Consider the following 17,899-nt stretch of genomic DNA (forward strand, 5'->3'; position numbering starts at 1 on the left):
TGAAAAGAGCGACAAAAAGCGTGTTTCGTCGAGAGTGATGACCTCAATGGCTTAGATTATGAAAAGAGTGATAAAAAGCGCATCTCGTCTCTAGCGCTTACCACTGCCCAAGATTGGTCAGAGTATCCGCAGGCCGTGACTTGTTCAATGCTTGATCGATATTGTAGCAGGCCGTGATGAGCGAGAGATGGGTGAACGCCTGGGGATAGTTACCCAGCGCCTCACCTGTCAGGCCAATCTCTTCGGCGTATAGACCAACATGGTTGCCATAGGTCAGCATTTTTTCCAGCATTAAACGAGCATCTTCCAGACGACCGGCGCGCGCCAGGCTCTCCGCTAGCCAGAAGCTACACGGGCTGAATGTTCCCTCGAAGCTACCCAGACCATCATCGGCGGCTGTGGTGGGATTGTAGCGGTGAACGAGCGAATCGGTGGACAGTTCTTGCTGAATCCGATCAATCGTTTGCAGTGTACGTGGATCGGTTGGACCGGCGAAACGCGTAATCACCATGAGCAGGGTACTCGCATCAACGGCATCGCTGCCATAATATTGCACAAAGCTGTGCTTCTCGTTACTCCATCCCTGCTCCATAATCTGCTCGTAGATGTCGGCGCTGGTCTGTGTCCATCTGGCAACCGGCGCAGGCAGGCCGCGATGTCGTGACAGGCGCAGGGCGCGATCAAACGCGACCCAACTCATCAGGCGCGAATGGACGAATTGCTTGGGGCCGCCGCGAACTTCCCAGATCCCCTCATCCGGTTCCTGCCAGTGATCGTTGAGCCAGTCCAGCAAATGGCGGAGATTTTGCCAGAGATCATAGGATATGGCGTCGTAGCGATTGTAGATGTAGATGGCATCCATCAGTTCGCCGTAGATGTCAAGCTGCTTCTGGCGATAAGCTCCATTGCCAATGCGAACTGGCCCGCTCTGACGATAGCCTTCGAGGTGATCGAGCGTAATTTCGGTCAGATCATGCTTGCCATCAATGGTGTACATGGGTTGAAGCGTACCGTTTGCTTTCAGTTCGTGGCAGCGCGCATCGAGCCAGCCCATGAACGCTTCGGCCTCCTGCGTAAAGCCGAGGATGAGCAAGCTGTACAACGTGAAGGCAGCATCGCGGAGCCAGGTATAGCGATAATCCCAGTTGCGGTTGCCTCCTATCGTCTCCGGCAGGCTGGTGGTGGGCGCTGCCACGATGGCCCCTGTTGGCGCGTAGGTGAGCAGCTTCAGAACCAGAGCGGAACGTTCCACCATTTCTCGCCAGCGCCCGCGATACTGGCATTGCGACACCCATTTTTGCCAGAAGTGGCGGGTTCTCTGAAATTCCTCGCGATAGTGCCCTTCTGAATGGTCGGACGGGGCGATATTGTGTTCTTTTGCGCTCTCTAGAATAAAGCGCGCAGATTGGCCCTGATGCAGCGTGAAATGGGCACGTACGCCGCCTTCGCCATCGTCTTCGAGGGGAACGGAGGCGACCAATGCGAGACAGAGTTCATCGCTGTGGAAGCGAGCGATCTCGCCAGTGGTCTCGACTGTATGCTCATCGCGCGCATAATTGAAGGCGGGGCGGCAAACCATTTCAAATGAGAGGGAGCCACGTACCACCGAGACAGAGCGAACGATATGATGCTGATGGGTGTAGTTTCTCTCCTGCTTGATGGGCATAAAGTCGGTGACTTCGGCTACTCCATCAACGGTGAGGAAACGTGTAACTAAAATATTTGTTTGCGGAAGATACAATTGTTTTTGTCTCAAGCCAGGAGTATCAGGAGGCGCAATACGAAAAAAGCCGCCTTTTCTGGCATCGAGGAGAGAGCCAAAGACGCTGGGTGAATCGAAGCGTGGCAGGCAACACCAATCGATAGAGCCATTCATTCCCACCAGGGCAACCGTGTGCAGATCACCGATAACTGCATAATTTTCAATAGGCTGGTATCCTCCCCTCAATTGTGAGGAGACGTTTGCTTGATCCTGTACCATCGTTTTCCTCATCTGTTTGCAAGTATTTTGTACCATATCAATTGTAGATACGTTACAGCCCTCTTAATTGACTCTATTATAGAGATGATATTGGCAAATAGAAAGCGCATCCACTCTACTCAAAAAAAGCGGATGCGCTGTCAAGGATTTTCGGCTCTCTAAAGCATGTCGTGTGATGTGCGGAGCGTAGTGATGTGGTTGTGTATCGCCTGGACCTGATGTTTCAGATCGAGGAACAGCGGGGTGTCCTCGCTTGAGAGGCAGCTAAGATCGCCACTCGTCTTGCCCTGAAATGTGACGGTTGTGGTTGAGCCAAACGAGACCGACTTCAGGCACCCGTGATCGGGGATGGTACTTACATCTTTGATTTTGCCCAGCAGTGTAGCTAATTTATTGCTGGCAAACGTTCCCGCCGGAAAGGTCTGGTTGTGGTAGTCGGCAAAACGGGCAGCGCTCTTCCCCTTTTGATAAGCCAGCACTGCGCTGCCGTCCTGGTACACAGTTAACGTCGAGGCCGGAGTGTTGGTTGAGCCGGAATTCGTGATGACTGCCAGCACATTGTCTTTCTGTTGCATAGTACTTCCTGCCATAGCTGATCGATTTATTGCCGTAATTACTAGTAATACGATGCAAACAACGATTGCGCTGACCAGTAATCCACGTCTGATGAGGAATATATGTAGGAAGTTTGATTTGTTGTGTTCTGACATGGTTTTGCTTTCTGTCGCTCTCCTTGTGACTGCCTTCTATAGACATGACGAGGAGAAGAGACCAAAAGTTCCCAATCAGGGAGGATATGGTAAAATGGGGTGCAATAGAACACATTTTTGCGGAGGAGTGCTGTAGTCATGGCTGTACGTATATTGACTGTGGATGTTGGCACCGGGACACAGGATATCTTGCTGTTTGAGAGCGGCAAAGAGATCGAGAACTGTTTTAAGCTGGTGATGCCCTCGCCAACGGTGATTATTGCTGAACGTATCAAACGCGCCACGCAAGAAGGACGCCCGTTGTTGCTGACCGGAGTTACGATGGGTGGTGGTCCTTGTCACTGGGCGGCGCGCGACCATGCGCTGGCGGGTTATCCAGTTGCGGTGACTGCTGAGGCCGGGCGTACCTTCGATGACGATTTGAGTGCGGTAGAGCAGATGGGATTTGAGATTGTCGATGAAGAGGAGGCTCGGCGGCGTTCAGAAGATTCCGCAGTCCTTGCCCTTGAGCTACAGGATTTTGATGCACGCGCTATTATCGCGGCTTTGAAGGCTTTTGACGTTGATGTTCGCGTCGATGCCCTGGCGATTGCCGCCTTCGATCATGGCGCGGCCCCTCCGGGATATAGTGATCGGCGCTTCCGCTTTGATTTTATCGAAGAGACGCTGCGCCGGCATCCGGTTCCCAGCGCCTTTGCCTATCTTGCCCAGGATGTACCTTCATCTCTTACCCGCTTACAGTCGATCACTGGCAGCGCAAAACGCTATTTGCAAGAGAGCAACTCCTCTCTCTCAGCGCCGCTCCTGCTCATGGATACTGGCTCAGCTGCGACAGTGGGAGCGCTGGAAGATCCGAAAGTGCGCCAGCAGCGGGAATGTATCCTCTGCAATATTGGGAATTTTCATACGCTGGCATGTCATCTTGAGGAAGGGCAGATTACGGGTGTTTTCGAGCATCATACTGGGGAGATCAGCAAAGCGCGGCTCGAAGAGTTACTGCTCAAACTGGCGGCGGGCACATTGACCAACGATGAGGTCTTTCATGATAGTGGGCACGGCGCGTTAATGCTGCGGCGACCTGCTGCGAAGGAGCGCGCGTTTCCCTTTTTGTCGGTAACAGGACCACGACGTTCCCTATTGAATGGTTCTGCTCTTCAGCCATATAATGCCACTCCATGTGGGGACATGATGTTAGCGGGTTGCTTTGGCCTGTTGCGTGCACTGGCTGAGCATCTACCCGAACTGGCACCCTCTATTGTGCCGTCGTTGCTGTGAGGCGTAACCTGTTTGTGATGATTATGAGTTGTCAGAGTGGATCAGGCATATCAAGCCCTGCCTTTGGAAGGAAGTGGAATAGGTTCACGTTTGCTGCGAGACGTACGGCGAGGAGGGGGCGGAGTAATACTTTCGGGTGTTGCCAGAGCGCGTGAGACTTTTTCGCGGATGAGAGATATTTGTGAGTGAACTGCTTGACGGGACTGCTGGAGTTTACGGGCGATTTCGGAGGGGCGTTCATTGTTGAGTAGATAACGACAGATGGTTTCCTGCTTCTCGGTGAGTTCGACGGCTGGATCATTGAGTGCTGTGTGCGCGAGATCTTCCAGTTTGCCGTACTTGCTACGTCTATACTCAGACAAATCGTCCGGCGAGAAGAGCCATCGATCCACAACGCGCACGCCTGGTATCCGGCCCGCTTCGACCAGGTGCATAAAGTGCCAATAACTGAGATCGAGTTGTTTGGCTGCTTCGTGTGTTGTCAGCATGCCATTCAGGTGTTGTAAGTTCCGATGTAGCTCATCGCTCCTAAGAACCATGTCGGACGCCTTTCTACGGTTGGCCGTGTGCTAAAAAGTGTCTGGCAGAGACCTACTTAGTCAGGGTAAGTATATCATAGGAGAGAGAAGGAGTGCAAGATTGAGAACACGTAGCATTGCGATCATCGATATAGGGGGGAGAAGAGCGACCTCAACTCTCGGAGAAAGTCGCTCTTTCTATGTATGCCTGAGCAGTTGCGGGTTAACGTTTAACCGGGAAAAGTTGAGGAATACGCATTGCCAGCATCATATCGCCGGTGACTTTGACTTTTCCGGTCATATAAGCATTCATGGCGTCCAGTTCGCCTTTTGCGATTGCCAGCCAGTTTTTGTCGCTCATAATCAGGGTGATATTGGGATTATCGACGCCGCCGGGGATGACTTCGCAGGTTTGATCGGCGATCTTGACGGCCCACTTCCCGGCCTCTTCTCCAGAGATATCCCATTGAAAGATCTTGTTTAACCCAGATGCGGCTGCGGGATTAAAGACAGACTTCATAGTTTCGAAGGTTTCGGCAACTGTCATTCTTTCATCTCCTCTTTCCGAACGAATGTGGGAACGGTCCCTGTTGAACGTCTACAGTATAGCAGCCGTGATACGCGAATGTCCAGTTTGCTATATGCATCAGCCTCGTATTTCGGCGCGAATCTATGGAGGTTCTTTCTCTTGTTTCTCGCCCCTGCTGATGGTATCCTGAAGGGACTGAAAGATTTCGGCGTAGAACAACAGGGAGTTTTGTTATGTCGCGTGAGCAAATCATGCGTAAAGTGAAGGTAGAGGGAAACTATCTCAATTTCAGCTCTGCCCACTTTATTACCTATGGTGGCAAATGTGAGCACCTGCACGGGCACAATTACGAGGTGCTGGTTGAGATTGAAGGCACACTGGGGGAAGACCGGCTGATCTTCGATTTTACGGTGTTGAAGCGATTGACAAAGGAGATTTGTCGTCGGCTCGACCACCGTTTTCTCTTGCCGCTATACAATCCGCACCTCACCTTGCACTCCTCACCTACGGAATGGGAAGTGCTTTTCGGGAAGAGACGCTATGTGTTTCCTCGCCAGGATGTAGTTGAGATGCCCATTGATAATTCAACCGCGGAGCGCATTGCCGAGTATATTGGTGATGAGCTATGCGCACTGCTTGCTGAATACGATACCTCTCGCCTATCGACGCTGCTTGTTGGCGTTGCTGAAGCTCCTATGCAAATGGCGTATTATCAACGTCCGTTTCGTGAGTAATCGGTTGACCAATGATGTAGTTGTGCTTTTGCTCTATCGCATGCGTGGCACTGCTGTTCCTCTTCACTTCTTGCACCTCTGCTCCTATTGTTATCTTGACAACACATGCTGCGTTCTGTATAACTAAGGAAGAGGGGAAACGTTTTCCTTACCGGCTCGATGTGGTATCGAGCTATTCGCGTATTTTTTGGAGGATACTACAATGGTGTTACGTATTGTTCAGGTTGGCCTGGGAGGATGGGGGAAAAACTGGGCGTCTCATGTCGTCTCGCAAAACAAGGATGTTGAGGCGGTCGCCTGGGTTGATGTGCATGAGGAGACGTTGCTAGGTGCTCAGAAGAGCCTGGATCTTCCGGCTGAGCGCTGCTTTTCGTCGCTGAAATGTGCTTTAGAAGAGGTTGAGGCTGATGCTGTGCTGGTGACTGCAAGCCTGCCTGGACATGTGCCGAGTGCTTTGGAAGCGCTCAACGCCGGGAAGCATGTGTTGATGGAGAAGCCTTTTGCCCCCACAATCGGGGAGGCGCGTCAAATCATCGAGGCCGCCACGCAGCACAATCGGATCATGATGATCAGCCAGAATTATCGCTTTTACCCCGCTCCTCGCGTGGTGGCTGATCTGATCCGCAAACAGGAGTTGGGGCCGGTCTACGCAGTGAATATAGATTTCAGAAGATACGATAACGTGGCTCCCAAAGGCTCCTATGGTCACTATATTATCTGGGAGCCGTTGCTGGCCGATATGTCGATTCATCATTTTGATTTGATGCGCATGGTGCTTGGGCAGGAGCCGCAGGAGGTAACATGCAAAACGTGGAACCCGCCGTTGAGCAACTATACCGAACCGCCAACCGGCACGGCAACGATCACGTTTGATGGGGGAACTGTGGTGAGCTATCGCGGTAGCTGGGTGAGTACCGCTCCGCAGACGAACTGGGCTGGCGAGTGGCACATGGAATGTGAGCAGGGCGAGATTATCTGGACCAGTCGCGGCGAACTGCCCGAATATGTGCAGGTGCGCCCACGTGGAAAACGCGTGCGCTCGATCAAACTGCCCGACTATCCATTGACGGACCGATCCGGGAGCTTGAATGCGTTTGTGCAGGCGGTGCAAAGCGGTCAGGAGCCTGAGACTTCGGGGCGCGACAACCTCAAAACGCTGGCTCTGATGTACGCCACCATCGAAGCCGCCGGCAGCAATCGGCCCGTCAAACTCACAGCGGAATAATTACTCTTTAAATAAATCTTATGAAAAAGCGAAGGAGATCGACGTTTTGACAATCTCCTTCGCTTTTCGCTTGCTTACGCTTATTTCGTGATGACCGTGCGGCCAATAGCTCCGGCAACAGCCTGCAACTGTGGCATCAACTGCTGGAACTGATCGAGGGTAAGCGATTGCGCACCATCTTTCAAGGCTTCATCCGGGTTTGGATGCACCTCGATGAGCAGCGCATCAGTGCCAGCGGCGACGGAGGCCAGTGTCATGGGCGTGACCAGATCGCGGCGACCGGTTCCCTGGCTGGGATCGGAGATGATGGGCAGGTGCGAGATCTGCTTGATCAGTGGAATGGCGCTGATATCCATCGTGTTGCGCGTCATTTTCTCGAAGGTGCGGATGCCGCGTTCGCAGAGAATGACGTTGCGATTGCCCTGTGAAAGCACATACTCGGCGGCCAGCAGCCACTCTTCAAAGGTGGCCGACATGCCGCGCTTGAGGACAACAGGTTTTTGCGTGCGTCCCACCTCGTCGAGCAGCATGTAGTTTTGCATATTGCGGGTGCCGATCTGGAGTATGTCTGCGTATTCGCAAACCATCGGCACATCGGAGGGAGTCATCACCTCGGTAATCACCGCCATGCCAAACTCCGAGCGGGCCTTTGCCAGCAGCCTCAAGCCCTCTTCGCCCAGGCCTCGGAAGCCATAGGGCGAGGTTGACGGCTTGAACGCGCCTCCACGCAGGATGACCGCGCCCTCTTTGCGCACTGCCTCAGCGGTGGTCATCAACTGCTTCTCGCTCTCAACGGTGCAGGGGCCGGCCATCATCACAACGGCATCGCCACCGATAAAGACGCTGCCGCCATCGACGCAGGCCACCGGCACTTCCACCGTTGTATTTTCGGGATGAAATTCGCGACTGGCGAGCTTATAGGGCTTGGAGACGCGTAGGACGCTATCGACGCAGGGCAGCGACTCCAGCGTCTCGCCAATGGTTGGATTGATGCCACCAATCGCACCAGGCGCGCCCGAAGGACCAACTGCTCCCAGGACACCGATAACGGTGCGCTCAACGCCGCGCGAGGGATGACCAGTAAGTCCGTGCTTCTCCAGAACTGTTAAAACGTGCTCGATATTTTCTTCGCTACACGATGCTTTCATTACAACAATCATGACAACTTAACTCCTCCAGATAGATCAAAATGGTAAAGAGCCAGCATAGCATTGCCGGCACACGGCCATCGTGACTACCCTGTCATGATTGCCGGTCTCTGTGTTCAATCGACTCATTTACAAATTTAATGCGAACGTGGGGCGCAAGTTTATCGCTCCCCGAATATACACATGCTGTATCTCAGCATTTGTTCGTGTCGTATTAACGTGCAATAGCACACGAATACACTTGCCCAGGCTGTCAGGGACCGGGATTTCGCGAGCGCACATCAGCGAAACATCCAGCCAGCCTATTGCCTTAGAACGAGCCGCGAGCGCGGGATACGCTGCATCCAGATCATCCGTCACCGTGAAAATAGCGCTGGCGATATCTTCCGCGTGCAGATCGTTCTTTTCAATCATTAATTCTAATAATTCCCTGGTAGCATCGAGGATCTCGTCCCGGTCATTGCGCTCTACGGTCGTTGCTCCTCGGATTCCTCGGCAATAAATCAACCAACTCACCCCTTTCAATAGCATGCTTGTTCCATCCTCTCAAATGAGCGAACAGAAGTTGCCTTCTATTGTACGGGATGATGGCAAGTATGCGCTAATTACTACACATGAGATTTCCTCTTTTCGTTAGTGTACCTGTTCTGCTGTTGAGATGCTATATCTACATCGTACTACTTTTGCGAAAGACTCTGGATGTATTGTCTTACTACATCAACCTGTTTCTTTTCGTCGCTCCTGTCAATCAGCGTGACCAGTGCGCTCCCGACGACAGCACCATCGGCAAAGCTGGTGACGGTGGCAATATGTTGCGGCGTTGAGAGGCCAAACCCGACAGCGAGTGGGATCTGATATTTCTGCGTATGGGTGCGAACTCGCTGGATGAATTCGTGTAAATGTGGGGGGAGCTCTTTGCGCTCTCCTGTCACGCCGCTTAGCGAGACGCAATAGATAAAGCCACCTATTCCGCTGGCGACCAGTTCGGCGATCTGCTCGATGCGCTCTTCGGGCGTGGTTGGCGGGATCAGGAAGATCAGGGCCAGCCCGTTTTGTTTCGCCGCTTGGTGAAGTGGCTCTGCTTCCTCTAGCGGCAGATCGGGAATGATCAGGCCGCTGACTCCATGCGTGCTGGCGTCCTGGCAGAAGCGCTCGACACCATAGGCCAGAATTGGATTATAGTAGCCCATGAAAACGAGCGGGACCGTTGTCTGAGCGGAGACCTGTCGTGCGACCTCCATGCAGCCCTTGACGGTCATGCCCTTCTCAAGCGCGATCTGTCCGGCGTGCTGGACAGTGGCGCCATCGGCGAGTGGATCGCTAAAGGGCATGCCCAGTTCGATAATATCTGCGCCGCCCTCTGCTGCGGCAACGATGATGCGTGTACTTTGTTCGGCGGAGGGATAGCCGCACATAAAATACGGCATCAGGGCGCCGCGCTTCTCTTCTCTGGCGCGTGCAAAGGCTTGTGTGATGCGTGTCGCTGGTGCATTGATGACACGGCTTGTGGTTGGTTCCATTGTGTGTCTCCTGTCTGCTCAGTCTGAGATGCTCGGGTTGTGGGCGTCCAGTATGCCCGTCTGGAAGCGGCCCCCGGCGTATGTTTCGAGCAGCGCTTGCAGATCGGTGAGGGCGGCCATGATATCCTGACGCGCTTGTGGATGGTGGCCCTCAACGGTGATGATGGCGTCGGTTGTATCGAGTTGGGCGGCGCTTTGCTCGCTCTGTCGCCAGCACCAGCGCCGTGCTATGCCCATACCGGCCTCGTCCGAGAAGATAACCTCGCCGGGTGCTGGCAGATCTACCTCTGTCTGCCCCAGGTTGGTGAAGCGCTCGGTGCCGTCTGCAAAGTGGACCGTGATCGGCCCCTGCACAGCGCGCGTATCGACGACGGCGATGGGCAGCGCGTAACGGATGCTCACGAGATTGCCGAGATCAACCAGCGTATTGATGCTAGGGATGTCGCCTTTTTTGGTCAACCGGCGTAGCAGCGCTTCGGCAGCGCAGCGATATTGCGTTGGCTCGACGCCAAATGTGCGAAATGCTCCTCGCCAGGCCGATAACGATGGCAACTTGCTCAGCGGGGTGTCGCCCTGCCGCTTGAGCGTGGCCTGCTGCTCCGCTGTATATGCGCTCAACAATTGCTCTGAAGTGGGGCTATTGGTAAGGCCGTGCGCCAGGATAACGCCGCCAACAACGTTGGGATAGCGGGCCAGGATCTCCGAATGATACTGGAATGCACTCATTGTACCTCTTGTACTCCTTACGCTTTTTCTATCGATACAACTTTATAACTGAACATTCAAGGCTTTGGCGACCGTGCCCATGTCTTTATCGCCGCGCCCGGAGAGGTTGATCAGGACCAGCGACCCGGCGGGAATCTTGCCAGCTTCGCCCATTTCCAGCACATAGCCCAATGCGTGCGAGGATTCGAGGGCTGGGATGATCCCCTCGGTGCGGCTGAGCGCCTGCAAGCCTTTGAGCGCGGTTGCATCTTCGGCAGCAACATATGTGGCGCGCCCCGTTTCCTTCAGATAGCTGTGCTCAGGGCCGACGCCGGGATAGTCGAGTCCCGCTGAGATGCTATGGGTTTCGAGGATCTGCCCATCTTCGTTTTGCAGAAGGTAGCTGAGCGTGCCGTGCAGGACGCCCGGCGTGCCTGCCGTCAGCGATGCTGCATGCTGCCCGGTTGCCAGCCCTGCACCACCAGCTTCCACGCCGATCAGTTTGACTTCGGGCGCGTCTGCCAGCGGATAGAAGATGCCGATGGCGTTGCTGCCGCCGCCGATGCAGGCAAAGACCATATCGGGGAGCCGTCCCTCACGCCGCACGATCTCTTCGCGCGCCTCTGTGCCGATGATCGACTGGAAATCGCGAACAATGCGTGGATAGGGATGGGGACCGGCTGCGGTGCCAAAGAGATAGAAGGTAGTCTCGACGTTTGTTACCCAGTCGCGGATCGCCTCGTTGATGGCATCTTTGAGTGTGCGCGATCCACTTGTGACCGAGCGCACCTCTGCCCCCAGCAACTTCATGCGGAACACGTTGAGCGATTGGCGCGCGATATCGACCTCGCCCATGTAGATGATGCATTGCAGGCCGAGCAGCGCACAGACCGTCGCAGTGGCAACGCCGTGCTGACCAGCCCCCGTCTCGGCGATAATGCGCGTCTTGCCCATGCGCTTTGCGAGCAAGCCCTGACCAAGCGCGTTGTTGATCTTATGCGCGCCCGTGTGTGCGAGATCCTCGCGCTTGAGATAGACCTTCACATCGGGGGCGACCAGTTGTGAAAAGCGCGGCACGTAGGTCAGCGCGGTCGGGCGACCAACGTAGTTGCGTTGATATTCGCGTAGCTCCTCTTGAAATTTGGCATCTAAAAGCGCTTCCTCATAGGCCGCCTCCACCTCTGCCAGGGCTGGCATCAGGCTTTCAGGCACGAACTTGCCCCCGAATGGACCAAAGCGCCCCCGCTGGTCGGGATACTGATAATGTTGGTATGCGCTCTGCTGCGTTGCTCCCACCTGTATTTGCTGCATGATAAATAAAGCCTTTCTAGTTCTCTCTCGCTCGTACCTGCTCGATAAACGCTCGTATTTTGGCAGGATCTTTCTGTTTCTGCGTCTCCACGCCGCTGCTGACATCGACTCCCCAGGGCTGAACGCTGTTGATCGCCTGTGCCACGTTGTCTACTGTGAGTCCGCCCGCCAGGATGATGCGTTCCATCTGTGCGGCAGTGCGGGCAAGCTCCCAATCGTGGGTGACGCCTGTGCCTCCCCATTCGGGTGTGGGGGTATCCAGTAGGAGTCGCCACGCCACGTCCTGGTAGTCGCGCAGCCGCACCAGATCGGCACTTTCCCGCAGGTGCAACGCTTTGAGGACGGGTTTCTGGATCTGCTGGCAAAACTCCGGGGTCTCCGTGCCATGCAACTGCACGAAATGTAAGCCCGCTTGCTCGGCAGTCTCATTGATGAAGGCCGCGTCTTTATTGACAAAGACTCCCACCAGATCGGGCCTGGTCTGTCCTTTGGGGAGATGTTGGTAGAGCTCGCTTGCTGCCAGGAGACCCTGCACCTGCTCTGGTTTGACGTAGCGATGGCTTGGTTCGTGGAAGATGAAGCCGAGCATGTCAGCGCCAGCCTCGACCGCAGCATCGATATCTGCCGGTCGGCTGAGGCCGCAGATCTTCACCTGCGTACTCTGGCGCGCGCCCGAAAGCAGCATGTGCATCTGTGCTGGCACATCATCGGAGACGACCAGCGACTCGCCAACCAGCATCGCCTGCACGTCGTAGCGAGCCAGACGGCGCGTATCGGCTGTCGTGTGGATGCCACTCTCTGCAATCACCACGCGGTTCGATGGGATCAGGCGGCGAATGTCGCGAATGAGATAGGGGTTCATCTCAAACGTTACCAGGTCGCGGCTATTGACGCCAATGATCATCGCTCCGGCTGCGACTGCGCGTTGTGCCTCTTCCCGGCTGTGCGTCTCCACCAGACAGCGCATGCCCAGTTCGTGGGCCGTCTGAAGCAGGTGGTAAAGCTGGTTGTCATCCAGAATGGCGCAAATGAGCAAGATTGCATCCGCACCCCAGGCGCGCGCCTCGTGGACCTGATACTCATCAACGATAAAGTCTTTGCGCAACACTGGAATGTTGACGGCTTGCTTGATCGCGGTGAGATAGGCAGGCGAACCCAGAAAGAAATCTGGTTCTGTTAGCACCGAGATGGCGGCGGCTCCGTTTGCCTCGTAGGTTCGGGCCAGCGCGACGGGATCGATATGTGGGGCAAGCATCCCCTTCGAGGGAGAGGCCCGCTTGACCTCGGCGATTAAGTGGACCTGTGTGCGCGGCTCAAATGCTCGCAACAGATCGCGTGGAGGTGTCTGCTCGCTGGCAAGCCGCTTGATAGTCCCCAACGGATATTCTTGTTTGCGTTGCTCTAGCGTTTTTAGCGTTTGCGCGACAATTTTATCGAGAAACATAAATCACCTGACCAGAGATTGAGAATACGCGACGACATCGGCCAACTTCTGTTTTGCCTTCCCTTCGCGCAGTGTCGAGCTTGCCAGCTTGATACCGTCCTGCAACGACTCAACCTGATCATTTGCCAGCAGCGCCGCGCCAGCATTGAGGCAGAGCATGTGGGTTGCCGGGGTATCAGTGTAGCCGCTCAAGAGGTCGCGCAACATTGCGGCGTTATATGCGGGATCGCCGCCCTGGATAGCCTGGGGATCGCTCAGGCGAGGCAGTCCCACCTCTTCGGGCGTGATCGTATATTCACGCAACTCTGCTCCCTGGCGCACCTCACAGATGCGCGTGGGGGCGCTCAGCGAGCATTCGTCCAGCCCATCTTCACCATAGACAATCAGCGCATGCTTGCAACCTAGACGCAGCAGCACTTCGCCCATTTTACGCATGTGGGTAGGATCAGCCACGCCAAGCACCTGATAGCGCGTGTGAGCAGGGTTGGTGAGCGGGCCAAGAATGTTAAAGACGGTGCGAATACCGATCTGGCTGCGGGTGGGACCGACATGCTTCATAGCCGGGTGATATGCCTGCGCGAACATGAAGCCGAAGCCAACCTCTTTGACGCAGCGGGCGAGCTGTTCGGGGCCGAGATCAATTCTGGCTCCCAGCGCTTCCAGCACATCTGCACTTCCACAACGGCTGCTTGCGGAACGGTTGCCGTGTTTGGCTATCGTCGCGCCTGCTGCCGCCGCGATAATACCCGCTCCCGTTGAGACGTTGAAGGTGCCCGAACGATCTCCACCGGTGCCACAGGTATCCATTGCTTGAGCTGCTATCTGCTCATCGAGATGGACCCGTAACGCCTTGTCGCGCATAACGCGGGCGAGACCTGCGATTTCCTCGACGGTCTCGCCGCCTGGACGCAGGCGTAGAGCTGTTAGAAAGGCTCCCAATTGCGACGGGGTAGCCATGCCCGTCATGATCTCTTCCATTGATGCCGCTGCCTCTTCTTCGCTCAGCGTGCCACCTGCCGCGATTTGTATGATAGCTTCACGAATCATGGATGCTCTCCTCCTTAAATATGCGATACCTTCCGATGGTATCGTTAGCATCGTTCCTGCTTTAAAAAGTTGCGTAACAGGTCTTTTCCTACAGGGGTCATGATCGATTCCGGGTGAAACTGTACGCCCTCGACTGGATGCGAGCGATGGCGCAGTCCCATGATTAAGCCGTCCGCAGTTCTAGCGGTGACGGTTAGCTCTTCTGGTAGCGTGGCGTCCTCCACGATCAGGCTGTGGTAGCGATTGGCTTCAAACGGTTGTGGCAGGTTATGGAACACGCCCTGGCCCTCATGGTGCATGAGCGACGTTTTGCCATGCATCGGCTCTGGGGCGCGAATGATCCGTCCACCATAAACCTGACCGATCACCTGATGTCCCAGACAGACGCCCAGCGTTGGGATGCGTGAGCCGAAGGCGGCGACGATCTGACAGGAGAGGCCCGCTTCGTTGGGCGTGCAGGGACCGGGCGAGACTACGATGCGATCTGGTTGCATCGTTTCGATCTCGTCGAGCGTAATCTCATCGTTGCGGCGCACTTCGACGGTGGCCCCCAGCTCTGAAAGGTATTGATAGAGATTGTAGGTGAAGCTATCGTAGTTATCGATCAGCAGTAGCATTGTGTGTCCCCTTGCTTACATATTCCGCGCTACTCTTCGTCAGTTCTCGCTGGAGCTTAGCGAGATGCTCTGCCTCGTCGAGCGCTCGCACCAGCGCTTTGGCCTTGTTCATGCTTTCCTGATATTCGTAGGTTGGATCTGAGTCGGCAACCACACCGCAACCGGCCTGGATGTACGCTCTGCCATCTTTGATGACCATCGTACGCAGGGCAATTGCCGTTTCCTGATCGCCTGAGTAGCTGAAATAGCCGACTGCTCCGGCATACACGCCGCGCTGATCTTGCTCCAGTTCGCTGATAATCTCCATTGCGCGGATCTTGGGTGCTCCCGAGACCGTGCCCGCTGGAAAGCCTGCTCGTAGCGCGTCGAAAGGCGTGAGATCTTTGCGCAACTGGCCGGTGATATTCGTGACAAGATGCATGACGTGGGAGTAGCGCTCGGTGGTCAGAAACTCGCTGACCTTGACGCTGCCTGTTGTGCTGACGCGTCCAACATCGTTGCGAGCCAGATCAACTAGCATGACGTGTTCTGCACGCTCTTTCGGATCGCTCTTGAGTTCCTCCTCCAGTTGTCTGTCGCTCTGGGCGTCTTTCCCGCGTGGCCGCGTGCCAGCGATGGGACGAATGGTGACGGTCTCATCCTCGAAGCGCACGAGCAATTCTGGTGATGCACCAACAATATTGAAATCCTTCAGATCGAGGTAGAACATATAAGGAGAGGGATTAATTGTCCGTAGCGCGCGGTAGACCGTAAATGGAGCGGCATTGACGTGGCGGCTCAGGCGTTGTGATGGCACGACCTGGAAGACATCGCCGGCGCGGATATATTCGATGGAGCGGCTCACCATCTCCTCAAATTCCGCCTGGGTGCGATTCGAGGTCAGGGTCAGGGCGTCCGCATCGTGGATTGGCTCTGGCTCTGGGGGGAAGCGTACGGGTTGGCGGAGTCGCTGTTGGATATCCGCGAGGATAGCACAGCAGCGTCGATACTCTTCATCGAGATCGGGAGCGTCCAGATGAAGATGAGTGATGACGCGCACGCGCTGTTTGACGTGATCGAAGACCAGCACCGTTTCGGTGAAACAGAGCACGGCCAGCGGCAGGCCCAGCGTGTGTTGTTCTGGCACTGGCACCCGTTCAAAACGCGCCACAGCCTCATATGCAAGATAACCGGCGGCTCCTCCATGAAATCTGGGAAATTCGGAGGGCGATTGGTGCGGAGGCGTCACCATGCGATACTGGCTGAGCTCCGCCTCGATCAGTGCAAGGGGATCATGGCAGGGAACCTCTTCGACTCTGCTTTGTGTGCCAGACATCTTGTGCAGGATCGCCTTCTCGCCCTGATGGATCATGACCATGTAAGGATCAATACCGATGACGGAAAAACGGGCAACATGTTCACCGCCTGTCACGCTTTCTAACAGGAAGCTATAGGGAGTTTGCGCCGTCTTGCAATAGGCCGAAACCGGCGTTTCCATGTCGGCCAGGATGTCACAGTAGAGCGGGAGCAGCGGCTTTCCCGCTTTGCCGTTGTGCGGATCGATTTCTCCATCACGCACCTGTCTGGTTTCTTCAAGCGTCGGATAGTACATACTTTTAACCCCTGTTTCAAGGTTCTGACCAGCCTCACCAAAACTGGTGAGGCTGGTGCAGCTTAACCCAGTCCTACAACTTCCTTTACCTGATTGAGCGTCGTGGCTGCCAGGGGGCGTACTTCATCGGCCCCTTGTTTCAGGATGCCTTCCAACGTTGGAAGATCGTTCATCAATTCGTAGTAGCGCTTCTGAATTGGTTCGAGAGTTGTCACCAGGCGATCGATGAGCGCGGCTTTGAACTCGCCATAGCCTTTGCCCGCGAATGCCGCTTCGATCTCCTGCTGGGACTCGCCCGTGAGTACCTGATAGATGGTCAGGAGATTGGTGATCCCTGGCCGCTCCGGGTCGAATGTGACCAGGCGCAGCGAATCGGTGGTTGCGCGGTTGATCTTCTTTTTGATCGTTTTAGGATCATCGAGCAGATTGATGCGCGAGTTGAGATCTGTATCGCTCTTGCTCATCTTTTTGGTCGGCTCCGTCAGCGACATGATGCGCGCGCCCTCCTCGCGGATTTGCGCTTCTGGAACGGTGAAGACTGGCCGCTTATAGATGGCATTGAAGCGCTGAGCCAGATCGCGGGTTAGCTCCATATGTTGCCGCTGGTCATCGCCGACAGGAACGTAGTGAGTCTGGTAGAGCAAAACGTCGCAGGCCATCAAGACGGGATAGCAGTAGAGACCAGTATCGACTGAATCGAGGTTGCCAGCCGCCTTGCTCTTGAACTGCGTCATGCGATTGAGCCAGCCCATCGGCGTAAAGCAGCTCATGATCCAGCTCATCTCGGCATGCTCGCGCACGTGCGATTGAATAAAGAGCTTGCAATAGCGCGTATCCAGGCCGCAGGCTATATAGAGCGCCGCCAGCTTGCGCGTGTTAGTATGTAATTCGACTGGATCAATGGGTAACGTAATAGCGTGCAAGTCAACGATACAGAAGATGTTATCATACTCTGCCTGAGCGTTGACCCAGTTGCGAAGCGCGCCCAGGTAGTTGCCCAGATGGATATTGCCGGTTGGCTGTATGCCGGAAAAGACGCGCTTCTTCACGGCTGTATTGGTGTTTTCTTGTTTAGCATCCTGATTCATGTCGATGCTCATTGCTCAACCTCCCTCAACGTCGGAACAAGACAAATTGAGAACAATAAAAAACGCCCCTCATCCCACAGGGACGAGAAGCGTGAAGCTTTCGTGATACCACCCTTATTCAGATGTTCCGTCCATTGTTTCTTCTTCTTGTATGTTGTTCAGACGTGACGGATCATCCCTTCATTGCCGGATACGGTGTGTTCTGCAAAAATGAGAGTACACGATATCCTGTCCTCGATAACGGGGGACGTACCGAAAGATACTACCAGTACTGCACGGGGCAGACGTTCGCTCTTTAGCTACCAGGCCCATTCCATAACTGCACAGGTGTCGGTTCGCACCAGACCCGACTCTCTGTATCCAGGCAAAGTTATGTACTCTTCCTGTTCATTGCTTCGCTATTCTTTTTTACTTGAGATCTAGTATAGAGAGATTCTTGCGCTATGTCAAGTGCCG

Annotated in this window: 17 protein-coding genes; 3 read left to right on the plus strand and 14 right to left on the minus strand. The window is 54.9% G+C overall.

Annotated elements, in window-relative coordinates:
- Positions 1 to 97: 97 nt before the first annotated feature.
- Entirely contained in the window at positions 98 to 1,981 is a 1,884-nt protein-coding gene (locus tag K3T83_RS33735) for a glycoside hydrolase family 15 protein (protein WP_220207307.1), read from the minus strand.
- 158 nt (positions 1,982 to 2,139) lie between these two features.
- A complete protein-coding gene (locus tag K3T83_RS33740) occupies positions 2,140 to 2,556 on the minus strand; it encodes a hypothetical protein (RefSeq protein ID WP_220207308.1) in 417 nt (138 codons plus the stop codon).
- Positions 2,557 to 2,829: 273 nt separating this feature from the next.
- Here K3T83_RS33740 and K3T83_RS33745 point away from each other — a divergent pair, with 273 nt between their 5' ends.
- Positions 2,830 to 3,966: a DUF1786 domain-containing protein gene (locus K3T83_RS33745; RefSeq protein ID WP_220207309.1), complete on the plus strand. Its 1,137-nt coding sequence runs from the start codon at positions 2,830 to 2,832 to the stop codon at positions 3,964 to 3,966.
- A 50-nt stretch (positions 3,967 to 4,016) separates the two neighbouring features.
- On the opposite strand, the gene K3T83_RS33750 is transcribed toward K3T83_RS33745, so the two are convergent.
- Both K3T83_RS33750 and K3T83_RS33755 read right to left on the minus strand, forming a co-directional pair.
- Positions 4,017 to 4,505 carry a helix-turn-helix domain-containing protein gene (locus tag K3T83_RS33750; protein ID WP_220207310.1) on the minus strand — a complete coding sequence of 163 codons (489 nt, stop codon included), beginning with the start codon at positions 4,503 to 4,505 and terminating at the stop codon, positions 4,017 to 4,019.
- A 202-nt stretch (positions 4,506 to 4,707) separates the two neighbouring features.
- Entirely contained in the window at positions 4,708 to 5,031 is a 324-nt protein-coding gene (locus K3T83_RS33755; protein WP_220207311.1) for an SCP2 sterol-binding domain-containing protein, read from the minus strand.
- A gap of 215 nt (positions 5,032 to 5,246) precedes the next feature.
- Here K3T83_RS33755 and K3T83_RS33760 point away from each other — a divergent pair, with 215 nt between their 5' ends.
- Both K3T83_RS33760 and K3T83_RS33765 read left to right on the plus strand, forming a co-directional pair.
- Positions 5,247 to 5,747 carry a 6-pyruvoyl trahydropterin synthase family protein gene (locus K3T83_RS33760; RefSeq protein ID WP_220207312.1) on the plus strand — a complete coding sequence of 167 codons (501 nt, stop codon included), beginning with the start codon at positions 5,247 to 5,249 and terminating at the stop codon, positions 5,745 to 5,747.
- A 202-nt stretch (positions 5,748 to 5,949) separates the two neighbouring features.
- Positions 5,950 to 6,972, plus strand: coding sequence for a Gfo/Idh/MocA family protein (locus K3T83_RS33765; protein ID WP_220207313.1), 1,023 nt, complete (start codon positions 5,950 to 5,952; stop codon positions 6,970 to 6,972).
- An 80-nt stretch (positions 6,973 to 7,052) separates the two neighbouring features.
- Here K3T83_RS33765 and aroF read toward each other — a convergent pair whose 3' ends face one another.
- The 10 genes from aroF to trpS all read right to left on the minus strand — a co-directional run bounded on the left by aroF (position 7,053) and on the right by trpS (position 17,455).
- Positions 7,053 to 8,132 carry a 3-deoxy-7-phosphoheptulonate synthase gene (gene aroF / locus K3T83_RS33770; protein WP_220207314.1) on the minus strand — a complete coding sequence of 360 codons (1,080 nt, stop codon included), beginning with the start codon at positions 8,130 to 8,132 and terminating at the stop codon, positions 7,053 to 7,055.
- Positions 8,133 to 8,249: 117 nt separating this feature from the next.
- Positions 8,250 to 8,651 carry a chorismate mutase gene (gene aroH / locus K3T83_RS33775; RefSeq protein ID WP_236065040.1) on the minus strand — a complete coding sequence of 134 codons (402 nt, stop codon included), beginning with the start codon at positions 8,649 to 8,651 and terminating at the stop codon, positions 8,250 to 8,252.
- A 146-nt stretch (positions 8,652 to 8,797) separates the two neighbouring features.
- A complete protein-coding gene (gene trpA, locus K3T83_RS33780; protein WP_220207315.1) occupies positions 8,798 to 9,640 on the minus strand; it encodes a tryptophan synthase subunit alpha in 843 nt (280 codons plus the stop codon).
- Positions 9,641 to 9,658: 18 nt separating this feature from the next.
- Positions 9,659 to 10,366 (minus strand): B3/B4 domain-containing protein, encoded by a 708-nt coding sequence (locus tag K3T83_RS33785; protein ID WP_220207316.1) that lies wholly within the window; start codon positions 10,364 to 10,366, stop codon positions 9,659 to 9,661.
- A gap of 42 nt (positions 10,367 to 10,408) precedes the next feature.
- The gene (gene trpB, locus K3T83_RS33790) at positions 10,409 to 11,656 is read right to left on the minus strand and encodes a tryptophan synthase subunit beta (protein WP_220207317.1); all 1,248 of its coding nucleotides are present in this window, start codon (positions 11,654 to 11,656) and stop codon (positions 10,409 to 10,411) included.
- A 16-nt stretch (positions 11,657 to 11,672) separates the two neighbouring features.
- The gene (gene trpCF, locus K3T83_RS33795; RefSeq protein ID WP_220207318.1) at positions 11,673 to 13,100 is read right to left on the minus strand and encodes a bifunctional indole-3-glycerol-phosphate synthase TrpC/phosphoribosylanthranilate isomerase TrpF; all 1,428 of its coding nucleotides are present in this window, start codon (positions 13,098 to 13,100) and stop codon (positions 11,673 to 11,675) included.
- 3 nt (positions 13,101 to 13,103) lie between these two features.
- Positions 13,104 to 14,147: an anthranilate phosphoribosyltransferase gene (gene trpD, locus K3T83_RS33800; RefSeq protein WP_220207319.1), complete on the minus strand. Its 1,044-nt coding sequence runs from the start codon at positions 14,145 to 14,147 to the stop codon at positions 13,104 to 13,106.
- Positions 14,148 to 14,191: 44 nt separating this feature from the next.
- The gene (locus tag K3T83_RS33805) at positions 14,192 to 14,764 is read right to left on the minus strand and encodes an anthranilate synthase component II (protein ID WP_220207320.1); all 573 of its coding nucleotides are present in this window, start codon (positions 14,762 to 14,764) and stop codon (positions 14,192 to 14,194) included.
- Positions 14,745 to 16,355 (minus strand): anthranilate synthase component I, encoded by a 1,611-nt coding sequence (trpE, locus tag K3T83_RS33810; protein WP_220207321.1) that lies wholly within the window; start codon positions 16,353 to 16,355, stop codon positions 14,745 to 14,747. The genes K3T83_RS33805 and trpE overlap by 20 nt, the downstream gene beginning before the upstream one ends.
- Before the next feature lie 62 nt (positions 16,356 to 16,417).
- Positions 16,418 to 17,455 (minus strand): tryptophan--tRNA ligase, encoded by a 1,038-nt coding sequence (gene trpS / locus K3T83_RS33815; RefSeq protein ID WP_220207322.1) that lies wholly within the window; start codon positions 17,453 to 17,455, stop codon positions 16,418 to 16,420.
- Positions 17,456 to 17,899 lie beyond the last annotated feature (444 nt).

It is taken from the genome of Reticulibacter mediterranei (assembly GCF_016587455.1).

Bases quoted from the DNA above. Each gene is read 5' to 3' on its own strand.
- K3T83_RS33735 (WP_220207307.1), bottom strand. From the start codon at position 1,981: ATGGTACAGGATCAAGCAAACGTCTCCTCACAATTGAGGGGAGGATAC.
- K3T83_RS33740 (WP_220207308.1), bottom strand. From the start codon at position 2,556: ATGCAACAGAAAGACAATGTGCTGGCAGTCATCACGAATTCCGGCTCA.
- K3T83_RS33745 (WP_220207309.1), top strand. From the start codon at position 2,830: ATGGCTGTACGTATATTGACTGTGGATGTTGGCACCGGGACACAGGAT.
- K3T83_RS33750 (WP_220207310.1), bottom strand. From the start codon at position 4,505: ATGGTTCTTAGGAGCGATGAGCTACATCGGAACTTACAACACCTGAAT.
- K3T83_RS33755 (WP_220207311.1), bottom strand. From the start codon at position 5,031: ATGACAGTTGCCGAAACCTTCGAAACTATGAAGTCTGTCTTTAATCCC.
- K3T83_RS33760 (WP_220207312.1), top strand. From the start codon at position 5,247: ATGTCGCGTGAGCAAATCATGCGTAAAGTGAAGGTAGAGGGAAACTAT.
- K3T83_RS33765 (WP_220207313.1), top strand. From the start codon at position 5,950: ATGGTGTTACGTATTGTTCAGGTTGGCCTGGGAGGATGGGGGAAAAAC.
- aroF (WP_220207314.1), bottom strand. From the start codon at position 8,132: ATGATTGTTGTAATGAAAGCATCGTGTAGCGAAGAAAATATCGAGCAC.
- aroH (WP_236065040.1), bottom strand. From the start codon at position 8,651: ATGCTATTGAAAGGGGTGAGTTGGTTGATTTATTGCCGAGGAATCCGA.
- trpA (WP_220207315.1), bottom strand. From the start codon at position 9,640: ATGGAACCAACCACAAGCCGTGTCATCAATGCACCAGCGACACGCATC.
- K3T83_RS33785 (WP_220207316.1), bottom strand. From the start codon at position 10,366: ATGAGTGCATTCCAGTATCATTCGGAGATCCTGGCCCGCTATCCCAAC.
- trpB (WP_220207317.1), bottom strand. From the start codon at position 11,656: ATGCAGCAAATACAGGTGGGAGCAACGCAGCAGAGCGCATACCAACAT.
- trpCF (WP_220207318.1), bottom strand. From the start codon at position 13,100: ATGTTTCTCGATAAAATTGTCGCGCAAACGCTAAAAACGCTAGAGCAA.
- trpD (WP_220207319.1), bottom strand. From the start codon at position 14,147: ATGATTCGTGAAGCTATCATACAAATCGCGGCAGGTGGCACGCTGAGC.
- K3T83_RS33805 (WP_220207320.1), bottom strand. From the start codon at position 14,764: ATGCTACTGCTGATCGATAACTACGATAGCTTCACCTACAATCTCTAT.
- trpE (WP_220207321.1), bottom strand. From the start codon at position 16,355: ATGTACTATCCGACGCTTGAAGAAACCAGACAGGTGCGTGATGGAGAA.
- trpS (WP_220207322.1), bottom strand. From the start codon at position 17,455: ATGAGCATCGACATGAATCAGGATGCTAAACAAGAAAACACCAATACA.